The 25,611-nt window shown below is 70.1% G+C and carries 21 protein-coding genes and 1 tRNA gene; 17 read left to right on the top strand and 5 right to left on the bottom strand.

Translation table 11 applies throughout. From position 1 onward, the window contains the following. The first annotated feature begins 99 nt into the window (after nt 1-99). The gene (locus LQ938_RS10520; protein WP_223720638.1) at nt 100-1,572 is read left to right on the top strand and encodes an ABC transporter permease; all 1,473 of its coding nucleotides are present in this window, start codon (nt 100-102) and stop codon (nt 1,570-1,572) included. Between the two features lie 47 nt (nt 1,573-1,619). Beyond that, the gene (locus LQ938_RS10515; RefSeq protein WP_223720639.1) at nt 1,620-2,342 is read left to right on the top strand and encodes an ABC transporter ATP-binding protein; all 723 of its coding nucleotides are present in this window, start codon (nt 1,620-1,622) and stop codon (nt 2,340-2,342) included. 264 nt (nt 2,343-2,606) lie between these two features. Here LQ938_RS10515 and gndA read toward each other — a convergent pair whose 3' ends face one another. The 3 genes from gndA to LQ938_RS10500 form a co-directional block, all read right to left on the bottom strand. Then, nucleotides 2,607-4,058 (bottom strand): NADP-dependent phosphogluconate dehydrogenase, encoded by a 1,452-nt coding sequence (gene gndA, locus LQ938_RS10510; RefSeq protein ID WP_223720640.1) that lies wholly within the window; start codon nt 4,056-4,058, stop codon nt 2,607-2,609. 99 nt (nt 4,059-4,157) lie between these two features. After that, complete coding sequence (locus LQ938_RS10505; protein ID WP_223720641.1) at nt 4,158-4,676, bottom strand: gluconokinase; 519 nt, start codon at nt 4,674-4,676, stop codon at nt 4,158-4,160. Nucleotides 4,677-4,694: 18 nt separating this feature from the next. Then, the gene (locus LQ938_RS10500; RefSeq protein ID WP_223720642.1) at nt 4,695-6,116 is read right to left on the bottom strand and encodes a GntP family permease; all 1,422 of its coding nucleotides are present in this window, start codon (nt 6,114-6,116) and stop codon (nt 4,695-4,697) included. Nucleotides 6,117-6,241: 125 nt separating this feature from the next. On the opposite strand from LQ938_RS10500, the gene LQ938_RS10495 reads away from it, so the two are divergent. Beyond that, nucleotides 6,242-6,964, top strand: coding sequence for a FadR/GntR family transcriptional regulator (locus LQ938_RS10495; protein WP_223720643.1), 723 nt, complete (start codon nt 6,242-6,244; stop codon nt 6,962-6,964). Between the two features lie 26 nt (nt 6,965-6,990). On the opposite strand, the gene LQ938_RS10490 is transcribed toward LQ938_RS10495, so the two are convergent. Next, on the bottom strand, nt 6,991-7,149 hold the full coding sequence (locus LQ938_RS10490; protein ID WP_223720644.1) for a hypothetical protein: 159 nt from the start codon (nt 7,147-7,149) through the stop codon (nt 6,991-6,993). A 177-nt stretch (nt 7,150-7,326) separates the two neighbouring features. Between LQ938_RS10490 and LQ938_RS10485 the strand changes: the two genes are divergently transcribed. From LQ938_RS10485 to mfd, 3 genes are all read left to right on the top strand, one after another. Next, nucleotides 7,327-7,944, top strand: coding sequence for a 50S ribosomal protein L25/general stress protein Ctc (locus LQ938_RS10485; protein ID WP_223720645.1), 618 nt, complete (start codon nt 7,327-7,329; stop codon nt 7,942-7,944). Nucleotides 7,945-8,048: 104 nt separating this feature from the next. Then, nucleotides 8,049-8,633 (top strand): aminoacyl-tRNA hydrolase, encoded by a 585-nt coding sequence (gene pth, locus LQ938_RS10480; RefSeq protein ID WP_223720646.1) that lies wholly within the window; start codon nt 8,049-8,051, stop codon nt 8,631-8,633. Between the two features lie 34 nt (nt 8,634-8,667). Then, on the top strand, nt 8,668-12,273 hold the full coding sequence (gene mfd / locus LQ938_RS10475; RefSeq protein WP_223720647.1) for a transcription-repair coupling factor: 3,606 nt from the start codon (nt 8,668-8,670) through the stop codon (nt 12,271-12,273). 252 nt (nt 12,274-12,525) lie between these two features. On the opposite strand, the gene LQ938_RS10470 is transcribed toward mfd, so the two are convergent. After that, the gene (locus LQ938_RS10470; RefSeq protein ID WP_223720648.1) at nt 12,526-15,195 is read right to left on the bottom strand and encodes a phosphoenolpyruvate carboxylase; all 2,670 of its coding nucleotides are present in this window, start codon (nt 15,193-15,195) and stop codon (nt 12,526-12,528) included. 150 nt (nt 15,196-15,345) lie between these two features. Here LQ938_RS10470 and LQ938_RS10465 point away from each other — a divergent pair, with 150 nt between their 5' ends. The 11 genes from LQ938_RS10465 to LQ938_RS10415 all read left to right on the top strand — a co-directional run bounded on the left by LQ938_RS10465 (nt 15,346) and on the right by LQ938_RS10415 (nt 25,552). After that, nucleotides 15,346-16,488: a Na+/H+ antiporter NhaA gene (locus LQ938_RS10465; protein ID WP_223720649.1), complete on the top strand. Its 1,143-nt coding sequence runs from the start codon at nt 15,346-15,348 to the stop codon at nt 16,486-16,488. Then, the gene (locus tag LQ938_RS10460) at nt 16,485-17,162 is read left to right on the top strand and encodes a MazG family protein (protein ID WP_223720650.1); all 678 of its coding nucleotides are present in this window, start codon (nt 16,485-16,487) and stop codon (nt 17,160-17,162) included. Before LQ938_RS10465 ends, LQ938_RS10460 begins: the two co-directional genes overlap by 4 nt. Nucleotides 17,163-17,237: 75 nt before the next feature. Next, entirely contained in the window at nt 17,238-18,491 is a 1,254-nt protein-coding gene (gene hisS, locus LQ938_RS10455; RefSeq protein WP_223720870.1) for a histidine--tRNA ligase, read from the top strand. 59 nt (nt 18,492-18,550) lie between these two features. Beyond that, nucleotides 18,551-19,369: an SGNH/GDSL hydrolase family protein gene (locus LQ938_RS10450; protein ID WP_223720651.1), complete on the top strand. Its 819-nt coding sequence runs from the start codon at nt 18,551-18,553 to the stop codon at nt 19,367-19,369. A 31-nt stretch (nt 19,370-19,400) separates the two neighbouring features. Further along, nucleotides 19,401-20,114, top strand: a complete 714-nt coding sequence (locus LQ938_RS10445) for an O-methyltransferase (RefSeq protein ID WP_223720652.1) — start codon at nt 19,401-19,403, stop codon at nt 20,112-20,114. 111 nt (nt 20,115-20,225) lie between these two features. Beyond that, nucleotides 20,226-21,506: a phosphopyruvate hydratase gene (eno, locus tag LQ938_RS10440; RefSeq protein WP_223720653.1), complete on the top strand. Its 1,281-nt coding sequence runs from the start codon at nt 20,226-20,228 to the stop codon at nt 21,504-21,506. Between the two features lie 73 nt (nt 21,507-21,579). Continuing rightward, nucleotides 21,580-22,068: an FtsB family cell division protein gene (locus LQ938_RS10435; RefSeq protein ID WP_223720654.1), complete on the top strand. Its 489-nt coding sequence runs from the start codon at nt 21,580-21,582 to the stop codon at nt 22,066-22,068. A gap of 42 nt (nt 22,069-22,110) precedes the next feature. Further along, nucleotides 22,111-22,644 (top strand): DUF501 domain-containing protein, encoded by a 534-nt coding sequence (locus LQ938_RS10430; RefSeq protein ID WP_223720655.1) that lies wholly within the window; start codon nt 22,111-22,113, stop codon nt 22,642-22,644. Next, nucleotides 22,641-23,969, top strand: a complete 1,329-nt coding sequence (locus LQ938_RS10425; protein ID WP_223720656.1) for a S8 family serine peptidase — start codon at nt 22,641-22,643, stop codon at nt 23,967-23,969. The genes LQ938_RS10430 and LQ938_RS10425 overlap by 4 nt, the downstream gene beginning before the upstream one ends. A 23-nt stretch (nt 23,970-23,992) precedes the next feature. Beyond that, nucleotides 23,993-25,405: an NAD(P)/FAD-dependent oxidoreductase gene (locus tag LQ938_RS10420; RefSeq protein ID WP_374197448.1), complete on the top strand. Its 1,413-nt coding sequence runs from the start codon at nt 23,993-23,995 to the stop codon at nt 25,403-25,405. A gap of 74 nt (nt 25,406-25,479) precedes the next feature. Then, nucleotides 25,480-25,552: transfer RNA gene (locus LQ938_RS10415), tRNA-Leu, on the top strand. Nucleotides 25,553-25,611 lie beyond the last annotated feature (59 nt).

The raw sequence follows: 25,611 nt of genomic DNA, 5'->3' as shown, positions 1-25,611 counted from the left end.
TGCGGGTGCATAGATTCCGCATATGCGGCGCAGTCGGTACGCATGAGCGCAATTCCTACGGTCTCGGTGTGGGCAGTCCCGCCCCGAGAGGAGACCTGAATGTACGCCACCTATCTACGCCGGGAACTCGCCGGCCGCAAGAAGCAGACCATCATCGTGGCCGCGGGGTTGGCGATCGCCATCGCCCTGGTCATCATCGTGAATTCGCTGGCCGCCGGAGTGCGCGATGCGCAGACGCAGGCGTTGCAGTCCGTGTACGGCGTCGGCACCGACCTGACCGTGACGGGAGCGCAGGCCGAGCCCGGCAGCGGCTCCGCGGGCGGCCGATTCGAGTTCGGCCAGGACGGCGGTGAGACGAGCGACGACGGCACGACCTCGCTCAGTCAGTCGCGGCTGATGACCGACCCGATGCGCTCGACGCTCGACGCCTCCAGCGTCGACACGGTCGCCAGCACCGACGGCGTCGCGGGGGCTTCCGGTGCGCTCAGCCTCACGAACACGACCTTCAACGGCGAGCTGCCGGAGGCGCCGACCGGCACCGACGACAGCACCGCCGAGGGCGGCACAGACGGCCAGGCGCCGCCGAGCGGCGGGGGCGGGGGCGGCTTCGGCGGTGGCTCCTTCGACGTCGATTCGTTCACGGTGCTCGGAATCGAACCGGGCGACACCGAGGTCGGCCCGCTGTCGTCGGTCGAACTGACCGAGGGGCGTCTGCTGGACGCCGATGACGAGAGCGCGAATGTCGCCGTGATCGACGCGACCTACGCCGCCAGCAACGATCTCGCGATCGACGGCACGATCGATGTCGGCGGAACGCAGATGCAGATCGTCGGAATCGTCGCGTCCACCTCGAGCGAGGCCGACACGGCGGCGAACGTCTACATCCCGCTGAGCGTCGCGCAGAGCATCGCGGGCGTCGGCGACGTCGTGTCGACGGTCTACGTGCAGGCGGAATCCGCCGACGCCATCTTGAGCGTCCAGAGCGCCGTGCAGGAAGAGCTTCCGGATGCGACGGTCAGCTCGCAGTCCGACCTCGCCGCCACCGTCTCGGGTTCGCTGTCGAGCGCGTCCTCGCTGATCTCGAGCCTCGGCACCTGGCTGTCGATCCTGGTCCTCGCTGTCGCCGTGGCCCTGGCGGTGCTCTTCACCATCTCGGGCGTCTCTCGCCGTACCCGTGAGTTCGGCACCCTGAAGGCGATCGGCTGGTCGAACGGCCGCGTCGTCGGCCAGGTGGCCGGAGAATCGATGGTGCAGGGACTGATCGGCGGAATCGGCGGTCTCGTCATCGGGCTTGCCGGTGTGGCCGCGATCAACCTCATCTCGCCGACCATCTCGACCGCATCCGCCGCCGACACGACGGCCGGCGCGGGCGGTATGCGCGGCGGTATGCCCGGTGCGCTCTCGACCGCGGCCGAGACGACCACCGACATCGTGCTCAGCGCGCCCGTGTCGATCGGCATCGTGCTGGCGGCCGTCGGCCTGGCCATCGCGGGCGGCCTCGTCGCCGGCGCGTTCGGCGGATGGCGGGCAGCCCGGCTGAGCCCCGCCGAGGCGCTTCGCTCAGTCGGCTGAGCCGCATCCGCTCCGTCCACCGTTTACGACATCGAGGAGAACCGACCATGACCATCATCCAGACGCCCCCGGAGGGCGCCGACACCCTAACCGTCCCGGCGTACCGCATCGCCGGGGTCACCAAGACCTACCAGCAGAAGGGCCGCATCGTGAAGGCGCTGACGGGCGTCGACATCGAGATCGCGCAGGGCGAGTTCGTGACGATTCAGGGCCCGACCGGCGGCGGCAAGTCCACGTTCCTGCAGCTGCTGGGCGCTCTGGACCGACCGACCGCCGGCTCGGTCGTGCTCGCGGGCACCGATATCGCGACCGCCTCGAACGCCGAGCTCGGCCGGTTGCGGGCGCACGAGATCGGATTCGTGTTCCAGGGATTCAACCTGATCCCGACGCTCACGGCGGCCGAGAACGTCGACATGGGTCTCGAGCCGCTCGCTCTCGCGAAGGCGGACCGAGCCGAGCGGGTCCGTCAGGCGCTCGCGCACGTCGGGCTCGCCGAGCGAGGCGACCACCGGCCGGGGGAGCTGTCGGGCGGACAGCAGCAGCGGGTCGCGATCGCCCGGGCCATCGCGAAGCGGCCGAAGGTGCTGCTCGCCGACGAACCGACGGGCAACCTCGACGAGAGCATGCGCGACGAGATCCTGGAGCTGCTCCAGGGCCTCAACGCCGAGGGGCTCACGCTGATCGTCGTCACGCACGACACCGCGGTGGCGCGCCGCGCGACCCGCCGCCTTCGCCTCGACAAGGGCGCGGTGGTGGATATCACCCGGTAGGGCGCCGCATCCGGGGGTCGGGCGAGGACCTGCCGGAGCGAGGAGATCTGCCGGAGCGAGGAGATCTGCCTGAGCGAGGACCTGCCGGAGCGAGGAGATCTGCCGGAGCGAGGACCTGCATCCGGAATTCGGTCCTCGCTTCGGCAGATCACCTCGCTTCGGGCCGAGGAATCGGCCGAGTGATCGCCGCGAGGGCCACCACCCGCCCGCAATACGACGGCGGCGACGCTCCCTCGGGAGCGCCGCCGCCGTTCGTGCGTCAGATCAGTGCGTGTCTTCGGCTTCGATCTCGGTGCGGTCGCCCGACCACAGCGTGTGGAAGGTGCCGTCCTTGTCGACGCGCTTGTAGGTGTGTGCTCCGAAGAAGTCGCGCTGGCCCTGGATCAGGGCAGCCGGCAGACGCTCGGCGCGCAGCCCGTCGTAGTACGCGAGCGACGACGAGAACGCCGGGCTCGGGATGCCGGCGGCCGCGGCCGTGGCGACGACATCGCGCCAGGCGTCCTGGGCCGGAGCGAACACGTCGACGAAGAACGGCGCGGTCAGCAGCACCGGCAGGTCGGGCGTCTCGGCGTAGGCATCGGTGATGCGGTTCAGGAAGCGGGCGCGGATGATGCATCCGCCGCGCCAGATCGATGCGATCGCGCCGAGGTCGATGTTCCAGTTGTACTTCGCCGCACCCGCGCGGATCTCGTCGAAGCCCTGCGAGTACGCCACGATCTTGGAGGCGTAGAGCGCGAGGCGCACCTTCTCAATGAAGGCGTCGGGGTCATCGACCGTGAAGCCTTCGGTCGGGCCGGGGAGCGCTCCGGTCGTCGCGCGCTGCTCGGGGTGGCTCGAGAGCGAACGGGCGAAGACGGCCTCGGCGATGCCCGAGACGGGAACGCCTAGGTCGATCGCGGTCTGCACGGTCCAGCCGCCGGTGCCCTTCGCACCCGCCTGGTCGACGATGACGTCGACGAGAGGGCGTCCGGTCGCCGCATCCACCTGGCGGAGCACCTCTGCCGTGATCTCGATCAGGTAGGACTCGAGGTCGCCGCGGTTCCACTCGGCGAAGACATCGGCGATCTCGCTCGGGGTCTTGCCGGTGCCGCGACGGATGAGGTCGTAGGCCTCGGCGATGAGCTGCATGTCGGCGTACTCGATGCCGTTGTGCACCATCTTCACGAAGTGTCCGGCGCCGTCGTGGCCGACGTGCGTGACGCACGGCTCACCCTCGGCGACCGCGGCGATCGAGCGCAGGATCGGGCCGAGGGTGGTCCAGGACTCGTCGGAGCCGCCGGGCATCAGGGAGGGGCCGAGGAGGGCGCCCTCTTCGCCGCCGGAGACGCCCATGCCCACGAAGTTGATGCCCGTGGCGCGCACGGCCTTCTCGCGACGGATGGTGTCGGTGAACAGCGCGTTCCCGCCGTCGACGATGATGTCGCCCGGCTCGAACACGCGCACGAGCTCGTCGATCACGGCGTCGGTCGGGCCGCCGGCCTTGACCATGATGATCGCGGTGCGCGGGCGCTGCAGGGCCGCGGCGAACTCGTCGTACGTCGCGGTGGGCACGAAGCCGGCCTCGGGGTGCTCGGTGACGAGGTGCTCGGTCTTGTCGTGGCTGCGGTTGTAGACCGCGACCGTGTTCCCCTCGCGCGAGGCGAGGTTGCGGGCCAGGTTGGACCCCATGACGGCGAGTCCGACGACTCCGATATTCGCGGTTCCTTCAGCGGGCACAGCACACTCCTTCAACGGACGGTGGATGGTTTTCAGCGTAGTCCGCTGCGAGGTCTCCCGTCGCGCTCGCGCACGATCGACGGCTTCGCGGGGCGCCGCTCATGCGTCTGCAGACAGGCGCAGGCGCCCGGTGACCTCCGCTGCCTGCTGCTCCGGCGTCTGGGCGACGTCGATGACGAGGCCGTCCTCGTCGGGCTCGAGCGGTTCGAGCGTCTGCCACTGCGAATCGAACAGCGCGGGCGGCATGAAGTGGCCCTGCCGACGGGTAAGGCGGTCGAAGACGATCTCGCGGTCACCCGTGAGGTGGACGAAGACGACCCCCTCTCGGCGCATCACATCGCGGTAGCTCCGGCGGAGCGCCGAGCAGGTGACGATGCCGGGTTCGCCGGCGGCCTGGCGCTTGTCGATCCAAGCCGCGATGCGTTCCAGCCAGGGCCAGCGGTCGTCGTCGACGAGGGGGTGACCGGCGGCCATCTTCGCGACGTTCTCGGGCGGATGCTGGTCGTCGCCCTCCAGGAACGCCCAGCCGAGGCGCCCGGCGAGGAGTCCGGCGACGGTCGATTTCCCGGTGCCGGCGACGCCCATGATGACGAGCACGGGGGGAGCGAGAGGTGACATCGGTGGCGGCCCTTCCGATCAGACGAAGACACTGATCGCGAGGACTCCGATGAGCCCGACGACCGAGATGAGACATTCCAGCACGGTCCAGGACTTCAGCGTCTGCACGATGGTCAGGCCGAAGTACTCCTTGATGAGCCAGAATCCGGCGTCGTTCACGTGCGAGAGGAAGACGGAGCCGGCGCCGATCGCCAGCACGAGGAGCGACACCATCGGTGCGTCGAGGTTCTCGGTCAGGGGTTGCAGGATGCCCGCCGCGGTGATCGTGGCGACCGTCGCGGAACCGGTGGCGACGCGGATGACGACCGCGACCAGCCAGGCGAGCACGAGCACCGAAACGGACGAACCGGAGACGAACGAGGCGATGACCTCTCCGATGCCGGTGTCGACGAGGACCTGCTTGAAGCCTCCGCCCGCGCCGACGATGAGGAGGATGCCGGCGACGGGTCCGAGCGATCCGCCGACGACGGAGTTCAGCCGGGCGCGGCCGAAGCCGGCGGGCCGGCCCAGCACGATGAATCCGACGATCACGGCGAGCAGCAGCGCGATGACGGGCGTGCCGAGGAAGTCGAGGACGACCTTCCAGCCCGCCTCCGATCCGGGCGCGATGATGTCGGCGAGCGCCTTCAGCAGCATGAGCGCGACGGGAAGCAGGATGCTGGCGAGCGTGGCCCCGAACGAGGGACGGCGGCGAACCTGGTCGCCCTCGTCTTCGGCGGACTCGAAGAGGGCCGGCACGGGAACATCCACCCAGCGGGCGGCGAAGGTCGCGAACAGCGGGCCGGCGATGATGACGGCCGGGATGGCCACGATCACGCCGAAGGCGAGCGTCAGACCGAGGTTCGCGCCGAGCGCGTCGATGGCGGCGAGCGGGCCCGGGTGCGGCGGGACGAGACCGTGCATGGCCGACAGGCCGGCGAGGGTCGGGATCGCGATCTTCATGAGCGCGACGCCCGAGCGGCGCGCGACCAGGATGATGACGGGCACGAGCAGCACGAGGCCGACCTCGAAGAACATCGGAAGGCCGATGATGGCGCCGATCAGGCCCATGATCCACGGCAGGGAACGCGGGGTCGCCCGCGCGACGAGGGTGTCGACGATCCGGTCGGCGCCGCCGGAGTCGGCGAGCAGTTTGCCGTAGATCGCGCCGAGGGCGATGAGTACGCCGACGCCGCCCATCGTCGAGCCGACGCCGCCCGTGAAGCTCGCGACGGCCTGAATGGTGTCCATGCCGGCGACGAGCCCGGTGGTCAGGGCGCCCACCGTCAGCGCGAGGAACGGATGCAGTTTGCCCCACGTGATCAGCACGATGATCAGCGCGATGCCGATGAGTGCGGCGGTGATGAGGCGTGCCGGGTCGGCAACCGCGCCGGCATCCGTCGCGGCGGGAATGACCGCGGGGACGATCGCGGGAACGAGCGAGGGGAAGGTGAGGGCCATGAGCATCCTTGATCCGGCAGGCGGCAGCGGAGCCGCGCGAGCTATTTGTCGTACATAAAAGCATTCGGATCCGCGTGATGCAAGACGTATGAGATATTTGTCATGTTCAGCGCCATAATCAACGGGTGACGCACGTGCAGCGCAAGGGTTCTCTCCACGACTCCCTGGTGGAGACGTTGGGGACGGCCATCGTGCACGGCACGCATCCGGTCGGGTCGCGGCTCGTCACGAGCGAGGTCGCCGACGCCGAGGGGGCGTCCCGCACGGCCGCCCGCGAAGCCGTGCGGGTGCTCGAGTCACTCGGACTCGTGCAGGTGCGCCGGAAGTCGGGCATCGAGGTGCGGCCCGAATCCGAGTGGAACGAGTACGCGCCCGAAGTGATCGCCTGGCGGCTGAGCGGTGCCGGGCGTGAGACGCAGCTCGGCCATCTCGGTGCGCTGCGCGGTGCGGTCGAGCCGCTGGCGGCGAGCCTTGCCGCCGGGCGCGCGAGCGAAGAGGAGCGGCAGACGCTCGTCGCCGCGGTGATGGAGATGGCCCGCACCGAGCACGACGCCGACGGCGCCCACTACCTCGCGGCCGACGTGCGCTTCCACCGCACGATGCTGCGCGCATCCGGCAACCCGATGCTCGCCGCGCTCGGCGACGTCGTCGAATCCGTGCTGGTCGGTCGCACACGTCACGCGCTCATGCCGCACGACGCGAACCCGGATGCGGTGCGCTGGCACCAGGATGCGGCCTTCGCGATCGTGGCCGGTCGCAGCGATGACGCGGCGGCGGCGCTGCGGCGCATCGTGGCGGAGGCGGATGCGGCGCTCCGTGCGGAGAGCGCGGAGCAGGCCTCGCCGTAGCTCGAGCAGCCCTCGCGGGAGGTGGATCAGCCCTTGCGGTAGTTCGAGCGACCCATCGAGAAGAACGCGCCGACGATGCCGATCGCCGACAACGCGGTCAGTACTCCGATCACGCCGAGGATGATGTCGGAGGCCAGCTGAGCGTCCACGAGGGTCCTTTCGAGCGCGGTTCGCGAGTTTTCCATGGTAGCCGCCCCGCTGATAGACTCTGTCTGAACTTCGGCGAGGGATGCCGCGCGTCCGCGTGCAGCATCCGTGATCGACGGGGAGTGTAGAGGCCTCACGGTATTCCTCACGCGCTCGCGTTCGAGTCGAATCCGCACACCCATATCGGGGCCCGTGGGCCCGCAAGGAGAATCACCATGTCGGAAGACACCAAGGTCATCGGCGAACTGCGCACGCAGTTCGGCAAGGGTTTCGCGCGTCGCCTCCGCGCTGCGGGCCAGATCCCCGCCGTTCTTTACGGTCACGGCACCGAGCCGGTGCACGTCGCGCTGCCGGGGCACCAGATGCTCCTCATCCTGCGTCGCGCCAACCAGGTTCTCGAGCTGTCGATCGACGGCGCCGACCACCTCGCGCTCGTCAAGGACGTGCAGAAGGACCCGGTGCGCCAGATCATCGAGCACATCGACCTCCTCGTCGTGAAGAAGGGCGAGAAGCTCTCCGTCGACGTCCCCGTCGTCGTCATCGGCGAGCCGGCCCCGGGCACCATCGTGAACCTCGATGCGAACACCGTGTCGCTCGAGGTCGAGGCGACCAACATCCCGCAGAACATCGAGGTCGACGTCGAGGGCCTCGAGGACGGCACGCACATCACCGCTGCCGACCTGAAGCTGCCGGCCGGCGCTTCGCTGACGGTCGACCCGGACACGCTCATCGTCGCCGTCTCGATCCCCGTCTCCACGCTCGAGGCCGAAGAAGAGATCGCTTCGGCTGACGCCGAGGTGGCGGCCGAGCAGTCCGAGGCCGACGCCGAGTAATCCCGCGCACCCGCACAGGAGAAATCCCGACGACAGGACCGATTCGCCAGAATCGTCCTGCGTACGGGATTTCTCCTGTTTTATGTCGCTCTCGGAAGGATGACATGACAGACACCTGGCTGGTCGTCGGACTCGGTAACCCCGGTCCGCGCTACGAGGCCACCCGGCACAACGTCGGCCAGATGGTCGTCGACGAGCTGGCGGCCCGGCGCAGCGAGGTGTTCCGAGTGCACAAGGCGCAGGCTCGCGTCGCCGAGACGTGGCTGCGTCCGGGAGCGGCGAAGCTCGTGCTCGCCAAGCCGAACACGTTCATGAACGTGTCGGGCGGCCCGGCGGCGAACCTCGCGAAGTTCTTCGACATCGACCCGGCGCACGTCATCGTGGTGCACGACGAGCTCGACATCCCGTTCGACACCCTGAAGCTGAAGACGGGCGGCGGGCACGGCGGTCACAACGGTGTCCGCGACGTCGCGAAGGCGCTCGGCACGGCCGATTTCCCGCGCGTGCGGGTCGGCATCGGGCGCCCGCCGGGTCGCCAGGATCCGGCGGACTGGGTGCTCGATCCGTTCGGTGCGACCGAGCGCCAGACGCTTCCGATCCTGGTCTCGGATGCGGCGGATGCGGTCGAACTGCTCGTAAGCGACGGCCTCCTCGCCGCGCAGCAGCGCTGGCACGCGCCCCGCGACTGATCCCCGTGTCGGTGGGCGCGGATAGGATCATACGGTGACAGTTCCCGGGATCGTTCGCGCCCTGACGCGCGCAGAAACCTTCCGGGATGCGGCCGTGGCCGCATCCGTCGACAACGATTTCTCGGTCGTGGAGGGGCTCGACGCCCCGCTCCTCGCCGCCCTCGTGGAAAAGCGCCGCGTCGACGGCAAGCCGGCCGCGATCCTGGTGATCGCACCCACCGGCCGCCGGGCCGAATCGCTCGGACCCGCGCTGCAGGCCGTGCTGCCGGGGGCCGACGTGCGGCATTTCCCCGCGTGGGAGACCCTCCCGCACGAGCGCCTCAGCCCGAGCGCCGAGACCGTCGGTCGCCGGCTCGACGTGCTGCGCCGGGTCGCGGAGTGGGATGGCGTCGCCCCCCTCATCGTGACTGCCTCGGTGCGAAGCGCGATCCAGCCGCTCGCCGCCGGATTGACGGATGCGGCCCCCGTGCGCCTCGCCGTCGGTGCGCGCGGGCTCGACTTGGGCGACATCGTCGCGAAGCTCATCGAGCGCGCCTACCTGCGGGTCGACATGGTGTCGCGCCGAGGCGAGTTCGCGGTGCGCGGCGGCATCCTCGATGTCTTCCCGCCCGCCGCCGATCATCCGCTTCGCGTCGAGTTCTTCGGCGACGAGATCGATCAGATCCGTGCCTTCTCCGTCGCCGACCAGCGCTCACTTCCGGGCGAGGTCGGCGAGGTCGAGCTCGTCGCGAGTCGGGAACTGCTGCTCACGCAGGAGGTGCGCGACCGCGCTCGCGAACTCGCCGACTCGCTGCCGTCGCTGCGCGGCATGCTCGAGAAGATGGCAGAAGGCATCCCCGCCGAGGGTATGGAGTCGCTGACCCCCGTACTCGTGGACGAACTGGTGACCCTCGTGGACTACCTGCCGCGCGCCACCGCCGTGGCACTGGTGGATCACGAGCGGGCGAAGGCCCGTGCGACGACCCTCTCCGACACGAACCGCGAGTTCCTCGAGGCCGCCTGGAGCGCCGCGGTCGCCGGCGCCGACACCCCGGTCGATCTCGGCGCGGGGGACTTCGTCGGGCTCCCGCGTCTCCGCGAGGTGACCCAGGAGCGGGGTGGTGTGTGGTGGACGCTGTCGGGATTCGACTCCGGCGCGGCCGACGCCGAGGCCGAGGGGCTCGTGGAGCGCGGCGGTGTCATCCGGGTGGATGCGGCATCCGTTCCCTCTTTCGCCGGAAACGTCGACGGCGCGATCGCGCACGTCGGCCAGCTGCTGACGGACGGCTGGGCGGTCGTGGTCACCGCCTCGGGCGCAGGACTCGCAGACCGCGCGCGCGACGTGCTCGCCGATCGTGGGTTCGCCGCGCGCCGCGTCGACACGCTGCTCGATGAGCCGGCACCCGGGATCGCCACGATCGTCGCCTGCGCGCTCGAGCGCGGCTTCGAGGCACCGGGCGCGAAACTCGCGGTGCTCACCGAGTCCGAGTTCTACGGGCGGGCGATCTCGCGCGATAACCGCGGGGTCAAGAAGCTCGCGTCGCGCCGGAAGAACGTCGTCGACCCGCTGCAGCTGAAAGCCGGCGACTATGTCGTGCACTCCACGCACGGCATCGGTCGATTCGTCGAACTGCAGCAGCGCGTTGTGTCCTCCGGCGGGCGCAACCCGGTCAAGAGCGCGCGCGAGTACCTCGTGCTCGAGTACGCCCCGTCCAAGCGCGGCCACCCCGGCGACAAGTTGTACGTGCCGACCGACCAGCTCGATCTGCTGTCGAAGTACGTCGGCGGCGAGGCACCGGTGCTGTCCAAGATGGGCGGCAGTGACTGGGCGGCCGCGAAGGGCAAGGCGCGGCGGGCGGTCCGCGACATCGCGGTCGAGCTCGTGAAGCTGTACTCGGCCCGGATGGCGGCCCGCGGGCACGCGTTCGGCCCCGACACCCCGTGGCAGCGTGAGCTCGAAGAGGCCTTCCCGTTCGCCGAGACCCCCGATCAGTTGCAGACGATCGACGAGATCAAGGCCGACATGGAGAAGCCGATCCCGATGGACCGGCTGCTCTCGGGCGACGTGGGGTTCGGGAAGACCGAGGTCGCCGTGCGCGCCGCGTTCAAAGCGATCCAGGACGGCAAGCAGGTCGCGATGCTCGTGCCGACGACGCTCCTCGTGAAGCAGCACACCGAGACGTTCACCGAGCGGTTCGCCGGGTTCCCGGTGAAGGTGCGGGCGCTCTCGCGTTTCCAGACCGACAAGCACGCGCGCGAGATCATCGCCGGGCTCGCCGACGGCACGATCGACATGGTGATCGGAACGCACCGCATCCTGACCGAGAAGGTCATCTTCAAAGACCTCGGGCTGATGATCATCGACGAGGAGCAGCGGTTCGGCGTCGAGCACAAGGATGCGCTGAAGAAGCTGAAGACCAACGTCGACATCCTGGCGATGAGCGCGACACCGATTCCCCGCACACTCGAGATGGCGGTCACCGGCATCCGCGAGATGTCGACGCTGCAGACGCCGCCGGAGGATCGGCATCCGATCCTCAGCTACGTCGGCGCGCGCAACGACAAGCAGATCACCGCCGCCATCCGCCGCGAACTGCTGCGCGAGGGCCAGGTGTTCTACGTGCACAACCGGGTGCAGTCCATCCAGCGTGTCGCCGCCGAGCTCGCCGAGCTCGTTCCCGAGGCGCGGATCGCGGTCGCGCACGGGCAGATGGGCGAGCATCAGCTCGAGAGCGTGGTCGACGACTTCTGGGAGCGCCGGGCCGATGTGCTCGTGTGCACGACCATCATCGAGACCGGTCTCGACATCGCGAACGCGAACACGATCATCATCGACCGGGCCGACAAGTACGGTCTCAGCCAGCTGCACCAGTTGCGCGGGCGCGTCGGCCGTGGGCGCGAGCGGGCCTACGCGTACTTCCTGTACGACGAGCAGAAGCCGCTGAGCGAGACGGCCGCCGACCGGCTCGAGACGATCGCGGTCAACAACGACCTCGGATCGGGCATGCAGGTGGCCCTGAAAGACCTCGAGCTGCGCGGAGCGGGCAACCTGCTCGGCGGTGAGCAGGCGGGCCACATCGCGGGTGTCGGGTTCGACCTGTACCTGCGCATGGTGGGTGAGGCGGTGGCGACGTTCCGCGGTGAGGATGTCGACGGACCGACCGAGCTGCGGCTCGAGCTGCCGGTGCAGGCGCGGATTCCGGAGTCGTACATCGACAGCGAGCGGCTGCGCCTGGAGGCGTACCAGAAGCTGTCGGCAGCCGCATCCGCCACCGCGAAGGACGACGCCCTCGACCTGGTCGTCGACGAACTGAGCGACCGGTACGGAGCACTGCCCGCCGAGGTCGAGGGGCTCGTCGCCGTGGCGCGCCTGCGTCGCCGTGCCGCGCGCTCGGGCCTGGCCGACGTGGTCGCGATGGGGCCGAACCTGCGCGTCGCGCCGGCGAGCCTGCCGGACTCGATGCGGGTGCGGCTGCAGCGGCTGTATCCGAAGTCGAAACTCGTCGCGTCGGGTGAGGCGGTCGTGGTGCCGCTTCCGACGGCGGATGGTGCGCCCCTCTCCGACGCCGACCTGATCGCGTGGACGACCCAGCTCCTCGACCAGATCTTCCCGGTGCCCGTGGCTGAGGCGAAGCCCGCCGCTGAGGCGACGCCCGCCTGACGCGGGGCCCGCTCGGGCGAGGTCCGGCTGGGGCGGGGTTAGGTTCGGCGTGCCCTGCTGGCGGCTGCCCAGGGTGGAGCCCACCCGGCTGGCGGCTGACCACGGTGGAGCCCGCGCGGCGTTGGTCGGTAGAGCCCGCCTTCGTCGTTCGGGCCGTCGCGAGATTCGGAGATGTCGCGAGATTCGGATGTCTCAGCCCGGATGCATCCGAATCCGGTGACATCTCCGAATCTCGTCACGCCGATCGCGGGATCAGCCCGTGTTCTGCAGGCCGGCGGCGACGCCCGAGACCGAGAGCAGCAGCAGGCGCTGCTGGCCCGCATCCGGGGTCTGGTCGTCGGGAGTGTCGCGGAGGGAGCGAAGGGCGCGCAGCTGCAGGAGCGACAGCGCGTCGACGTAGGGGCTCCGCAGCTTCACCGCGCGCTGCAGCACGGGCTTGTTCGCGAGCAGTCCGTCGCCGCCGGCGATCCGGATCACCCACTCGCGGGTGCGGGCCATCTCGTCCATCACGAGTTCGGCGAGGTCGTCGCGGTCGCCGAGCGCGAGGTACTGGCGCGCGATGCGGTCGTCGGCCTTCGCGAGGCTCATCGCGACGTTGTCGATCATCGCGCGGAACAGCGGCCACTGGGCGTACGCCTCGACGAGCAGGTCCTCGTCGCCGACCGCGTCGAGCGCGGAGCCGAGCCCGAACCAGCCGGCGAGGTTGATGCGCGCCTGCGTCCACGCGAACACCCACGGGATGGCGCGCAGGTCTTCGAGCGACTCGACCGAGAGTCCGCGGCGTGCGGGGCGCGAGCCGAGGGCGAGGAGGCCGACCTCTTCCATCGGGGTGACCGTGGCGAACCACGGCGCGAACCCGGGCGCCTTCACGAGGGAGAAGAAACGGGCCCGGGATGCGTCGGCCATGGTCTGCGCGATGCTCGCGTAGCGTTCGGCGGCGCTGCGGTTGCGTTCCTCGTTCGACGGCGCGGACGCCATCAGGATGGCGGCGGCCACCTGGTCGATGTGTCGCATCGCGATCACCGGGTCGCCGTAGCGGGCGAAGATGACCTCGCCCTGCTCGGTGAGCTTGAACCGTCCGTCGACGGAGTGCGGCGGCTGCGCGAGGATCGCGCTGTTCGCCGGTCCGCCGCCACGGCCGAGCGCGCCGCCGCGGCCGTGGAACAGGGTGAGTTCGATGCGGGTCTCTTCGGCCCACGCGGCGATCGCGGCCTGGGCTTCGTAGAGCGCGAGGTTGGCGGCGACGGGGCCGACGTCCTTCGAGGAGTCCGAGTAGCCGAGCATCACCTCGAGGCGGCGGCCGGTCTGCTCGAGGCGTGCCGAGAACTCGGGGTTGTCGGCGATCTCCGCGAGGATCGCGGGGGCGGCCTGCAGGTCGGCGAAAGTCTCGAAAAGTGGGATGACGTCGAGCACGGGGGGCGCCGCATCCGGTCCCACGGCGTACCGGGCGAGCCGGTGCACGTTGGCCAGGTCTTGCGCCGACTGCGTGAACGAGACGATGTACCGGCCGGCGGCCCGCGGTCCGAACCGCTCCTGGATGTGGCTGATCGCCCGGAAGACCTCAAGCACCTCTTCGGTCTGCTCGCTGCGCGCGCCACCGGCGTCGAGCTCGGCGAGCACCTTCGCGTGCACGGCCGAGTGCTGACGTACTTCGAGCTCGGCGAGGTGGAACCCGTAGGTCTCGACCTGCCAGATGAGCTGCTGCAGTCCGCCGTACGCCTGGCGCGCGGCTCCCGCCGCGGCGAGGGACTCCTGCACGGTGCGCAGATCCTGCAGCAGGTGCTCGGGATCGCGGTACGCGAGGTCGGCGTTGCGGGTGCGGGTCGCGGCGATCCGGCGTGCGATCAGCAGCAGGATGCGGCGGTGCGGCTCGTTGGGCGAGCGCTTGGCGATGTCGTCGGCGGCATCTTCGTCGGCGCTCCGGAGGCGGCCCCAAAGCGCGAGCAGGGCGTCGCTCGGGGGAGTGCTCTCGGCGTCGAGCGTCAGCGAGCGTCCGATGCGGTTGGTGGCGCGTTCGAGGCCGAGCAGAACGTGCTCGCTCGCGATCGCCGCGGCCTGGCGTGTGATCTTCGCGGTGACGAAGGGGTTTCCATCGCGGTCACCGCCCACCCAGGTGCCGACGCGCACGAACGGCCGCACGATCGGCGGGCGGCTTCCGGTGCTCGATCCCTGCAGCGTGTCGTCGACGCGGCGGTAGACGCGCGGCACGGTCGTGAACAGGGTGTCGTCGAAGACGGCCATGACCGCGCGCACCTCGTCGGTGGGCGAGGGCTTCTCCGGTCGGAGCGGCGCGGTGCGCCAGAGCGTGTCGATCTCTTCCAGCATCCGGCGTTCTGCCCGGCGCTGATCGGAGTCGTTGAGTGCGGCGTCGCGTTCGTCGAGCAGGCCGGACAGGCGGCGGATGCCGGTGCTGATGGCGCGGCGGCGGGCTTCGGTCGGGTGCGCGGTGAAGACGGGGTGGAACCGCAGGTTCTGGAGGCGCTCCAGTGCGGCGTCCTGGCCGACCTCGGCGGACAGCGCGGCGAAGGCCGAGCCGATCGAATCGGCCGCCCCTTCGCGTTCGGGGCGTCCGTCGCGGTCGCGGAGGAGGCGCACCCGCTGGTGTTCCTCGGAGAGGTTCACGAGGTGGAAGTAGACCGTGAACGCGCGCGCCACTTCGTCGGCGCGCTGCACGGTGAACGAGTCCGCGATCGCGGCTGCGCGGGCGAAGGCCTCGGCGCTCTCGTCGGTGTACGCCTCGATCGTGGCCACACGCAGGCGCTCGACGTCTTCGTAGAGGCCCTCGGAGCCGCTCTCGCGCAGCACGCGCCCGAGGAGCGAGCCGAGCAGGCGCACGTCGGCACGCATACGCTCGGGAATCTCCTGGCCCGCCTCGTGACGTCCGACGAGATCGAGGGCTTCCGTGGGGGTGGGTTCGCGCATGGGTCAACGGTAATGGCACCGGGAACACGTCGTTGTCACCATGACGTTCGTCGCGCGCTCGACCCGTACGCTGGGAGGAGGAGTGCCGGGAAGTCTGGTCGGCTCGTCGCGGTACGCGGCGGATCGATTCCGGCGATCCCTGGAGGTTCTGTGTCCCTGCTGCGCTCCGAACGGTTTCCTGCCGTCGTCCTTCTGGTCGCTGCTGCGCTCGGCCTGGTGCTGGCGAACTCCCCGTGGGGTCCGGCGGCGGATGCGGTGAGCTCGACCTCTCTCGGCATTCCCGGCGTCTTCACCCTGTCGCTCGGGCACTGGGTGCAAGACGGACTGCTCGCGGTCTTCTTCTTCGTCGTCGCGATCGAGCTGCGCGAAGAGCTGACGAGTGGTCAGCTGCATCCGCCGACGCGTGCGCTGCAGCCGGCGATCGCTGCGGCCGGCGGTGTGCTGGTGCCGATCGCGATTTTCGCCGCGGTGACGGCCGGGTCGCCGTCATCGACCGGATGGCCAATCCCGACGGCGACCGACATCGCCTTCGCCCTCGGGGTGCTGGCGGTGTTCGGGCGCGGTCTTCCGACTGCGGTGCGCACATTCCTCCTGGCTCTCGCGATCCTCGACGATGTCGTCGGCATCGTGTTCATCGCCGTGCTGTTCACCGACGATGTGAACCTGGCACTCCTCGCGGCCGCGGCGATCCTCGTCGGCGTCTTCGGGGTGCTCGGCCGTCGGGCGCCGGGGTGGGGCGTCGGGGCCGGGATGCTTATCGCCGCGCTCGCCGCGTGGGTGCTCGTGTACCTCTCCGGGGTGCACGCGACGATCGCCGGTGTCGCGCTCGGCCTCGTGATGGCGTCGCGTCCCGCGCACCGCGTCCGGCACGTGCTCGAGCCCTGGGTGAACGGTCTGGTGCTGCCGCTGTTCGCGCTGTCGGCCGCTCTTGTCGTGATCCCCGCGGTCGGATTCGATGAACTGCAGCCGGTGTTTTGGGGTGTGGTCATCGCCCTGCCGGTGGGAAAGATCGTCGGTATCGCCGTGTTCGGCGCCGTCGCCCAGCGCGTTTTCGGTCATCCGTCCGCGCGGCTGCCGTGGGCCGATCTGTTCGCCGCCGGTGCGTTGGGCGGCATCGGTTTCACCGTGTCGCTGCTGCTGGCGGAACTGGCCTTCGCCGGCGACAGTCTGCTCCGTGACGAAGCGACGCTCGGGGTGCTGACTGGCTCGATGATCTCGCTCGTGCTGGCCGCGATTCTCGTATCGTGGCGAGCACGCCATTACCGTCGCGTCGCCGAGGAGATCCGCATATGAACGATCCGACTCCGACCCCGGAGGTGGACCAGACTGCCGACGCGCTCCGTCGAGCGGCCCAGGTCATGCACGACGTGCGGGATCGGTGCGTGTGGACGCAGGGCATCGACCATCGGGCGCTCGTTCCATATCTCATCGAAGAGAGCCACGAGGTCATCGAAGCGGTCGAGTCGGGCACGCGCGCCGAACTGCGCGAGGAACTGGGCGACCTGCTCTGGCAGGTGCTGTTCCACGCCGAGATCGCGTCGCGCGCGAGCGATGAGCCGTTCGACATCGACGACGTCGCCGGAGACCTCGCCGACAAGATGGTGCGCCGCCATCCGCACGTGTTCGCGGATGCGGTCGCCACCACACCCGAAGAGGTTCTCGTGCACTGGAATGCGGCGAAGGCCGCCGAGAAGCGCGAGCGGCGAAGCGTGCTCGACGGTGTGCCGCGGTCGATGCCCTCGCTCGCGCTGGCACAAAAGTTGCTCGGCCGCGCGGCGTCGGTCGGAGCACCCGCGACGCAGGATCGGCCGCTGGAGATGACGTCCGAGGCCGACCTCGGTGACGCGCTGCTGGCGCTCGTCGTGCACGCGCGGGAACAGGGCTGGGATGCGGAGCGTGCCCTGCGCGGCCGCCTTCGCGAGCTGGAAGCCGACATCCGGGATGCGGAATCTCCCGGAGCGGGCTGATCCCGACAGCACATCGCCCTGCGGCGGACCTGGGATGATGGTGCGGTGGCAGCAGCAGTGAACCCGCCGCGCGGTATGCGCGATTTCCTCCCCGCCGATAAGGCCCGTCGTGAGCGCGTGCTCGCGGTCATCCGCGACCGGTATCGCGCCCACGGGTTCGATGAGATCGAGACCCCCGTGGTCGAGGAGTACGACCGGCTGCACGCCGGCATGGGCGGCGACAACGAGAAGCTCGCCTTCAACGTGATGAAGCGCGGGCTCGACGCCGACGCGATCCGCGGTGCGGCCGACGACCCGGCGGCCCTCAGCGACCTCGGATTGCGTTTCGACCTGACGGTGCCGCTCGCCCGGTTCTACGCCTCGCACCGGGCCGAGCTGCCTGAGGTCTTCCGTTCGATCCAGATCGCCCCGGTCTGGCGGGCGGAGCGCCCGCAGAAGGGTCGGTACCGGCAGTTCGTGCAGTGCGACATCGACATCATCGGCGACGCATCCGCGCGGGCCGAGGCCGAGCTGATCGTCGCCACCCTCGACACGCTCGACGCCCTCGGGCTCGAAGGCGGCGTCGTGCGCATCAACGACCGTCGCGCGCTCGATGCGATGCTCGACATGTTCGGGTTCGCGGCCGACGAGCGCCCGGGCGTGCTGATCACGGTCGACAAGCTCGACAAGATCGGGCCTACCGGTGTCGTGGCCGAGCTTCGCGAGCGGGCGGCTACCGCATCCGCCGTCGATGCCCTCGAGACGTTCCTCGGGCGAGAGCCGGTCGCGGTGGCCGAGTACGGCGACGCGCAGATCCGCGCGGGACTCCCCGCGGGCGTCCCGGACGAGGTCGTCGCGCACCTCACCGGTCTCGGCGCGGCGGTGCGTGCGGCGCGCGGCGCAGAGCAGGTGCCGCTCGTGTTCGACCCGTTCCTCGTGCGCGGCATGGGGTACTACACCGGCACGATCTTCGAGCTCGCGCACCCGTCGGTGTCGTACTCGCTCGGCGGCGGCGGACGCTACGACGGCATGATCGGACGATTCCTCGGCCAGGACGTGCCCGCCGTCGGGTTCTCGATCGGCTTCGAACGGATCGTCGACCTCGTCGCCGCGGTGACGGATGCGGGCGCCGCATCCGTCGTGCTCGTGCACGACCGCGACGTGCCGGTCGACGAACTCGTCGCGCTGAAGGCGGGGCTCGTCGCGCGGGGGTCGCGGGTGCGCCTCGAGCAGCGGAAGAAGAACATGAAGGCCCTCCTGGAGCGCGCCGCTGCCGACGGCTATACGTCGTTCGCGTCGGTGTCGGCCGGCGCCGATGTCGATGCGCTGGAGATCCGCCCGCTCGGCTGAGCCCCGGCGCGTCACCCCCGGGCCACGGGGCGTTCATCCGGACGCGATCGGATGCGGGTATGTCTCGCACGTCCACGACCGCGCTGATCGGCGCCGCATCGCTCGGCGGATCCGTGCTCGCCGTGCTCGGCGCGCGCGAGATGCTCCGTCGCCAGGCGGCGCAGGCGCGCAGGCGCATCGGCAAACCGCTCGGTGAGGACGCCCTCGATGCCGACCGCGTCTGGCGTCCCGCTTTCGCCGGCGAGCCGATCGAGCTGCTGCTGCTCGGCGATTCGATCGCCGCGGGGCTCGGGGCGGAGCGGCGCAAAGACACGCTCGGTGCGCGGATCGCGAAGGGCCTGGCGCGGCGGATGCAGCGTCCCGTGCGGCTCCGAACGGCGGCCGTCGTCGGATCCGAGTCCTCGGCGCTCGCCGGTCAGATCGCGGCGCTGCCCGCGGACTACCGCGCCGATGTCGCGGTCGTGATCGTGGGCGGCAACGACGTCACGCACCGCATTCCGGTCTCGAGCGCCGCGGCGTCCCTGGCCGACGCGGTTGCGACGCTCCGCGCCGACGGAACGGCGGTCGTCGTCGGCACGTGTCCCGATCTCGGGGCGCTGCGTCCCGTGCCGCAACCGCTGCGCACGCTCGGCTCGCGGCAGTCCCGGCAGCTGGCGAACTCGCAGGCGATCTCCGCCCGGGCCGCGGGGGCGCACGTCGTCTCGCTCGGCCGGGTCGTCGGGCCGTTTTTCATCTCCCACCCCGACGAGATGTTCAGCCTCGACCGGTTCCACCCCAGCGCGACGGGCTATCGGCGCACGGCCGACGCCCTCCTTCCGGCGGTCGTGATCGCCGTGGGTGCGGCCGGAATCGATCAGCCCGGTGCATCCGGGGGTTGACCCGGTGCCGCGCGGGGGATTGGCTGGGCGGGTGAGCACGCCGACGCCGGGGCCGACGATCGACTCCTGGCGCGCGGTCGACGCGTACCTCACCCGCACCCTGGTCGTGCAGGATGACGCTCTGCGGGCGGCGCTGTCGGATCAGGATGCGGCGGGCCTGCCCTCGATCGAGGTCGCCCCGGTCCACGCGAAGCTCCTGCACCTGCTGGCTCGCTTGATCGGCGCGCGCAGCATCCTCGAGATCGGAACCCTGGGTGGGTATTCGACGATCTGGCTCGCCCGGGCGCTGCCCGAGGGCGGGCGCGTGACGACGATCGAGGCCGACCCCGCGAACGCCGTGATCGCCCGCCGGAACCTCGATCGCGCCGGCGTCGGCGACCGGGTCGACGTGCTCGTCGGGCGCGCGGCCGACGTGCTGCCGGGCCTCACGGGGCCCTACGACCTCGTGTTCATCGACGCCGACAAGGAGTCCAACACGATCTACCTCGACCACGCCGCACGGCTCGGGCGGATCGGGGCGGCCGTGATCGTCGACAACGTCGTGCGCTCCGGGCTCGTCGCTGATCCGGAGGTGTCGAGTGCCCAGCTCAAGGGAGTGCGGAGGGGGCTCGAGATGCTGCGCGACGACCCGCGGTTCGACGCGACGGCGGTGCAGACGCTCGATGCGAAGGGGTGGGACGGAATCGCCGTCGCTCTGCGCATTGAACCGGCGGTGCCCGCTGTGCCGACGCCGCCCGCTCACTAGACTTGACGACGGATCGATGACGCTCCGAGAACAAGCCCTTCCCGCTCTGCCGGCCCTCTGGTGCCCGGCGGTTCCCGCGGGAGGGGACCACCCCAAATCAAGGAGTCCTCTGTGGCACTGATCGAGGCTGTAGGCGCGCGCGAGATTCTCGATTCGCGCGGTAACCCGACCGTCGAAGTGGAGGTGCTCCTCGACGACGGTGTCGTCCAGCGTGCCGCCGTTCCTTCCGGCGCATCCACCGGAGCGTTCGAGGCGTACGAACTGCGCGATGGCGACAAGAGCCGTTACGGCGGCAAGGGCGTGCGCAAGGCCGTCGACGCCGTCATCGACGAGCTCGGCCCGGCGCTCGAGGGTGTCGAGGCGAGCGAGCAGCGCATCATCGACCAGATCCTCATCGAGACCGATGGCACCCCCAACAAGGAGCGCTCGGGCGCGAACGCCATCCTCGGTGTGAGCCTCGCGGTCGCCAAGGCCGCGGCCGACAGCGCAGACCTGCCGCTGTTCCGCTACCTCGGTGGCCCGAACGCGCACCTCATGCCCGTTCCGCTGTTCAACGTCATCAACGGTGGCGAGCACGCCGACAACGGCATCGACATGCAGGAGTTCTTCCTCGCCCCGATCGGCGCCGAGACGTACGCCGAGTCGCTCCGCTGGGGCGTCGAGACCTACCACGTGCTCCGCGGCGAGCTGAAGGCCGCCGGTTACGCGACGGGCCTCGGCGACGAGGGTGGCTTCGCCCCCGACCTGCCCAGCAACCGTGAGGGCCTCGACTTCCTGATCAAGGCGATCGAGAAGGCCGGCTTCACCCCGGGTAAAGACATCGCGCTGGGTCTCGACGTCGCCGCGACCGAGTTCTTCAACGACGGGGTCTACCGCCTCGACAAGAAGGACTGGTCGGCGCCGGAGCTCATCGAGTACTACGTCGGCCTCGTCAACGACTACCCGATCGTCACGATCGAGGACGCGCTCGCCGAGGACGACTGGGACAACTGGAAGCTCCTCACCGACGCCCTCGGTTCGAAGGTGCAGCTGGTCGGCGACGACCTGTTCGTCACCAACCCCGAGCGTCTCGCGAAGGGCATCTCGCTGGGCGTCGCCAACTCGCTGCTCGTCAAGGTGAACCAGATCGGTACCCTCACCGAGACGTTCGACGCGGTCAGCCTCGCGCAGCGTTCGGGCTACACGGCGATGCTCTCGCACCGTTCGGGTGAGACCGAAGACACCACGATCGCCGACCTCGCTGTGGCGACCAACGCAGGACAGATCAAGACCGGAGCGCCTGCTCGCAGCGAGCGCGTCGCGAAATACAATCAGCTTCTGCGCATCGAAGAAGAGCTGGGTGACGCGGCGGTCTTCGCCGGGCGTTCCGCCTTCCCGCGCTTCCAGGGCTGATACCGCGCACCTGCGCTGAACGAGAGGAGGGGGAGCCGTGGCTACACGAACGGCTCCCTCTTCCCGTTCCCGGATGCGGTCGCCTCGCGGCCCCGGCGGGGACGGCCGGCGGGTCGACGTGCGCGAGTGGCTCGGCGGCATCCGCCTCTCCGGTTTCATGGTGATCATGCTGGGGCTCGTGGTGCTGGGCGTGCTCGTGCTGGTGCCGACCGTGGGCACGTACCTCGATCAGCAGAGCCGCATCCGCGCGCTCGAGCACGCCGTGCAGCTGACGCAGAACGAGATCGACGACCTGCAGGCGCAGAGCGAACGCTGGGACGACCCGGCCTACATCACGACGCAGGCGCGCGAGCGGCTCTACTACGTGCGTCCGGGCGAGGTCGTGTACCTGATCGACAACGACCTGTCGGAGGCCGAGCAGCCGCGCGAGCGGGCGCCGGTCAGCGACGAGGTCGAACAGACCCGCACCGACTGGATGGCGCAACTGGTGCGGTCGGTCACCTCCGCCGGTGCCGCACAGACGGCGGTGGCTCCGGGCGACGCCGAGACACCGGCGCCGTAGCAGCGGGGGAGCCGACCGGGGGCCGGACGGTACCCTGTGGGGGTGAGCTCTTCGCCGTACCCGCCCGTGACCGACGCCGAACTCGCCGTGCTTCGCGGCCAGCTCGGACGCCCCGCACGCGGCGTGGTCGGTATCGCCGCGCGCTGCGTGTGCGGCAATCCCACGGTGGTGGCCACCGCGCCGCGGCTCGATGACGGCACGCCCTTTCCGACGTTCTACTACCTCACGCATCCCGCGGCGACGGTGGCGATGTCAACGCTCGAGGCCGAGCACGTGATGCCCGAACTCGCCGCCGCGCTCGATGACGACGAGTCGGTCGCCGACGCCTACCGGCGCGCGCACGAGGCGTACCTCACCGATCGCGCGGTGTTCGGTGAGGTGCCCGAGATCGACGGAATTTCTGCCGGGGGCATGCCGACGCGGGTCAAGTGCCTGCACGCGCTCGCCGGGCACGCGCTCGCGGCGGGTCCCGGGGTCAACCCGGTGGGGGATGCGGCGCTCGCTCGCAGCGCGTGGTCGCCGAAGCGGTGCGAGTGCGCCGAGCCGGGGGCGTCCGCGCGGAGTGCGGCCGGGTGAGCCGGGCCGCGGTGCGGACGGGGGCGTGGCTCCTCGCGCTGCTGATGCTCGCGTCGGCGGCGCCCGCGGCGGCGGCGACACCCACGCCCGAGCCCGTTCCGCTGAGCGCGGCGACCCCGTCCGACACGCCTTCTCCGGGGGCGGATCCGGTGCGGGCGAAGGAGTACTGGCTCGACGCGTACGGGGTGCGTCAGGCGTGGCAGACGACCCGCGGTGAGGGCGTGCGGATCGCGGTCATCGACACGGGAGTCGGGCGAGCGCCCGAGGTGGATTCGGCTGTCGTCGGCGGAACGGATGTCTCGGGTGCGGGCACGGCCGACGGCCGCACGCCCGTCGGTGTGGTCGATGCGAACCACGGCAGCTGGGTCGCTTCGCTCGCGGCGTCTCGGGGGCTTCCGGGCGACACCGGCATGATCGGAGTGGCTCCGGCGGCCGACGTGCTGTCGGTGTCGGTCGGCTTCGGCAGCTCGTCGCAGGTGCCGTTCGCCACGCAGGTCGCGGAGGCCATCCGCTGGTCGGTCGATAACGGGGCCGACATCATCAACCTGTCGTTCACGACGAACACGCTGGACTGGGACGAGAGCTGGGACGACGCGTTCCTCTACGCCTTCGACCACGACGTCGTCGTGGTGGTCGCTGCCGGCAACCGCGGCAACGGCACGACGCGTGTCGGGGCACCCGCGACGATGCCGGGCGTGCTCTCGGTCGCCGGCGTCGATCCCTCGGGGAAGGCGAGCGTCGAGGCATCGACGCAGGGCATCACGATCGGCGTGGCCGCTCCGAGCGAGAATCTGCTCGGCATTTCGGCCGATGGGCAGGTGACCGAGTGGAACGGCACGAGCGGCGCGGCGCCGATCGTCGCGGGCATCGCGGCCCTCGTGCGGTCGGCGCATCCGGAACTCGATGCGGCGAACGTCATCCAGCGGATCATCGGCACGGCCAAGCCCCCCGCCGGCGTGGGGTCGGTGCCGGACGCGCTGTACGGCTACGGGCTCGTGGATGCGGCGGCGGCGGTCACCGCACCCGTTCCCCGGGTGTCGGCGAACCCGATGGGCGATCTCGCCGAGTGGATCCGGGTGCACCGCCGGGCGCAGGGTGCGCCGGTGCCCGAGCCGACGTCGACGGCCGCGCCGATCCCCGCATTACCTCCGGCGGATGCGGCTGCCACCCCGGCCTCACCGCTGCTTCCGACGGTCGACACCCTTGTGTACGGGTCGCTGCCGCTCTTGGCGGCTACGCTGGCCGGTATACTGGTGTCGCTCGGCGTCAGTGCTGCTGTCCGTCGCATTCGATTGACGCGCTCAGATCGCGCGCCCAGCCGTTGAACCGTCTAGGAGTTCGTTCCACCGTGACCAGCACCGTGCCCAGGATTCTCATCGTCGGCGGAGGCTACGCCGGCTTCTACACCGCTTGGAAGCTCGAGAAGCAGCTTCGTAAGGGCGAGGCAGAGGTCACGATGGTCGACCCGCTGCCCTACATGACCTACCAGCCGTTCCTTCCCGAGGTCGCGGCAGGTGAGATCGAGCCGCGCCACGTCGTGGTCTCGCACCGTCGTCACCTCAAGCGCACGAAGATCGTTCCGGCGAAGGTGACCGGCATCGACCACGCGCACAAGGTCGCGACGATCACGCCCGCCGTCGGCGAGCCGTGGCAGCAGGAGTACGACCAGATCGTCGTCACCGCCGGTGCCGTGTCGCGCACGTTCCCGATTCCGGGAATCGCCGACAACGCGATCGGTCTGAAGACGATCGAAGAGGCCGTCGCCATCCGCGACCGCATCATCGACAACTTCGAGAAGGCGGCGAACCTGCCGGCCGGCCCCGAGCGCGACCGTCTGCTGACCGTCGTCGTCGTCGGCGGTGGCTTCGCGGGTATCGAGGTGTTCGCCGAGCTGCGCGCCATGGCGTCGTCGCTCGTCAAGGACTACCCCTCGATCGCGTTCGAAGACACGCACTTCCACCTCATCGAGGCGATGGGCCGCATCATGCCCGAGGTGTCGCTGAAGACGAGTGAGTGGGTGCTGAAGAGCCTCGCCAAGCGCGGCGCGAACGTGCACCTCGACACGCAGGTGAAGGGCGCCGTCGACGGCAACGTCGAGCTCTCCACCGGTGACGTCATCCCGACCGACGTGATCGTCTGGACCGCCGGTGTCATGGCGAACCCGACCGTCGTTCGCGGCGGAGACCTGCCGGTCGAAGAGCGTGGCCGCATCCGCGCCCGCGCCGACCTGCGCGTCGGAACCGATGACGAGGTCGTCGAGGGTGCCTGGGCTGCCGGTGACGTTGCCGCCGTGCCCGACCTCTCGGGTGGTGGCGTCGGCGGATACTGTGTGCCGAACGCGCAGCACGCGGTTCGCCAGGCGAAGCTGCTGGCCAAGAACCTCACGGCCGTCCTCCGCGGCGAACTGCCCAAGAACTACGTGCACAAGAACCTCGGTGCCGTGGCGGGCCTCGGTCTCTACAGCGGTGTGTTCCAGTCGGGCAACATCGCGATCAAGGGCTTCTTCGCTTGGGTCGCGCACCGTGGCTACCACGGCCTCGCCATGCCGACGTGGGAGCGCAAGCTCCGCGTCGTCGGCGACTGGGTGCAGAACTTCTTCCACGGTCGCGACAACGTGACGCTCATCACGGTGCAGCAGCCCCGCGAGGTCTTCGAGCAGTTCGCATCGCGTCCGCGCCCGCCGCAGCCCGCCGAGGCAGCTCCCGCCGAGCAGAAGCAGGCCGCCGCAGGCGACCGCAACACGGTCGCTGCCGCCAAGTAACGCATCGCACGAGACCGCGTCATCCGCCCGGATGGCGCGGTCTCGTCGTTTCGGGACGCATATTCTGGATGCGGGCCCCCATAGCCCAATGGCAGAGGCAGGCGACTTAAAATCGCTTCAGTCTGGGTTCGAGTCCCAGTGGGGGCACCGAGAGTCCGGCAGCAGCTCTCGAGGTGATCGAGGAGCAGCGCACCGTGCGCAAGAAT

It is taken from the genome of Microbacterium sp. cx-55, from assembly GCF_021117345.1.
GTDB lineage: Bacteria > Actinomycetota > Actinomycetes > Actinomycetales > Microbacteriaceae > Microbacterium.
Note: the sequence above shows the minus strand (reverse complement) of the source record. Positions and strands in the feature narration are given on the sequence as shown.

Coding starts and splice junctions, on each gene's coding strand:
- LQ938_RS10520 (WP_223720638.1), top strand. CDS start 100: ATGTACGCCACCTATCTACGCCGGGAACTCGCCGGCCGCAAGAAGCAG.
- LQ938_RS10515 (WP_223720639.1), top strand. CDS start 1,620: ATGACCATCATCCAGACGCCCCCGGAGGGCGCCGACACCCTAACCGTC.
- LQ938_RS10505 (WP_223720641.1), bottom strand. CDS start 4,676: ATGTCACCTCTCGCTCCCCCCGTGCTCGTCATCATGGGCGTCGCCGGC.
- LQ938_RS10500 (WP_223720642.1), bottom strand. CDS start 6,116: ATGGCCCTCACCTTCCCCTCGCTCGTTCCCGCGATCGTCCCCGCGGTC.
- LQ938_RS10490 (WP_223720644.1), bottom strand. CDS start 7,149: ATGGAAAACTCGCGAACCGCGCTCGAAAGGACCCTCGTGGACGCTCAG.
- LQ938_RS10485 (WP_223720645.1), top strand. CDS start 7,327: ATGTCGGAAGACACCAAGGTCATCGGCGAACTGCGCACGCAGTTCGGC.
- pth (WP_223720646.1), top strand. CDS start 8,049: ATGACAGACACCTGGCTGGTCGTCGGACTCGGTAACCCCGGTCCGCGC.
- LQ938_RS10470 (WP_223720648.1), bottom strand. CDS start 15,195: ATGCGCGAACCCACCCCCACGGAAGCCCTCGATCTCGTCGGACGTCAC.
- LQ938_RS10460 (WP_223720650.1), top strand. CDS start 16,485: ATGAACGATCCGACTCCGACCCCGGAGGTGGACCAGACTGCCGACGCG.
- hisS (WP_223720870.1), top strand. CDS start 17,238: ATGCGCGATTTCCTCCCCGCCGATAAGGCCCGTCGTGAGCGCGTGCTC.
- LQ938_RS10450 (WP_223720651.1), top strand. CDS start 18,551: ATGTCTCGCACGTCCACGACCGCGCTGATCGGCGCCGCATCGCTCGGC.
- LQ938_RS10435 (WP_223720654.1), top strand. CDS start 21,580: ATGCGGTCGCCTCGCGGCCCCGGCGGGGACGGCCGGCGGGTCGACGTG.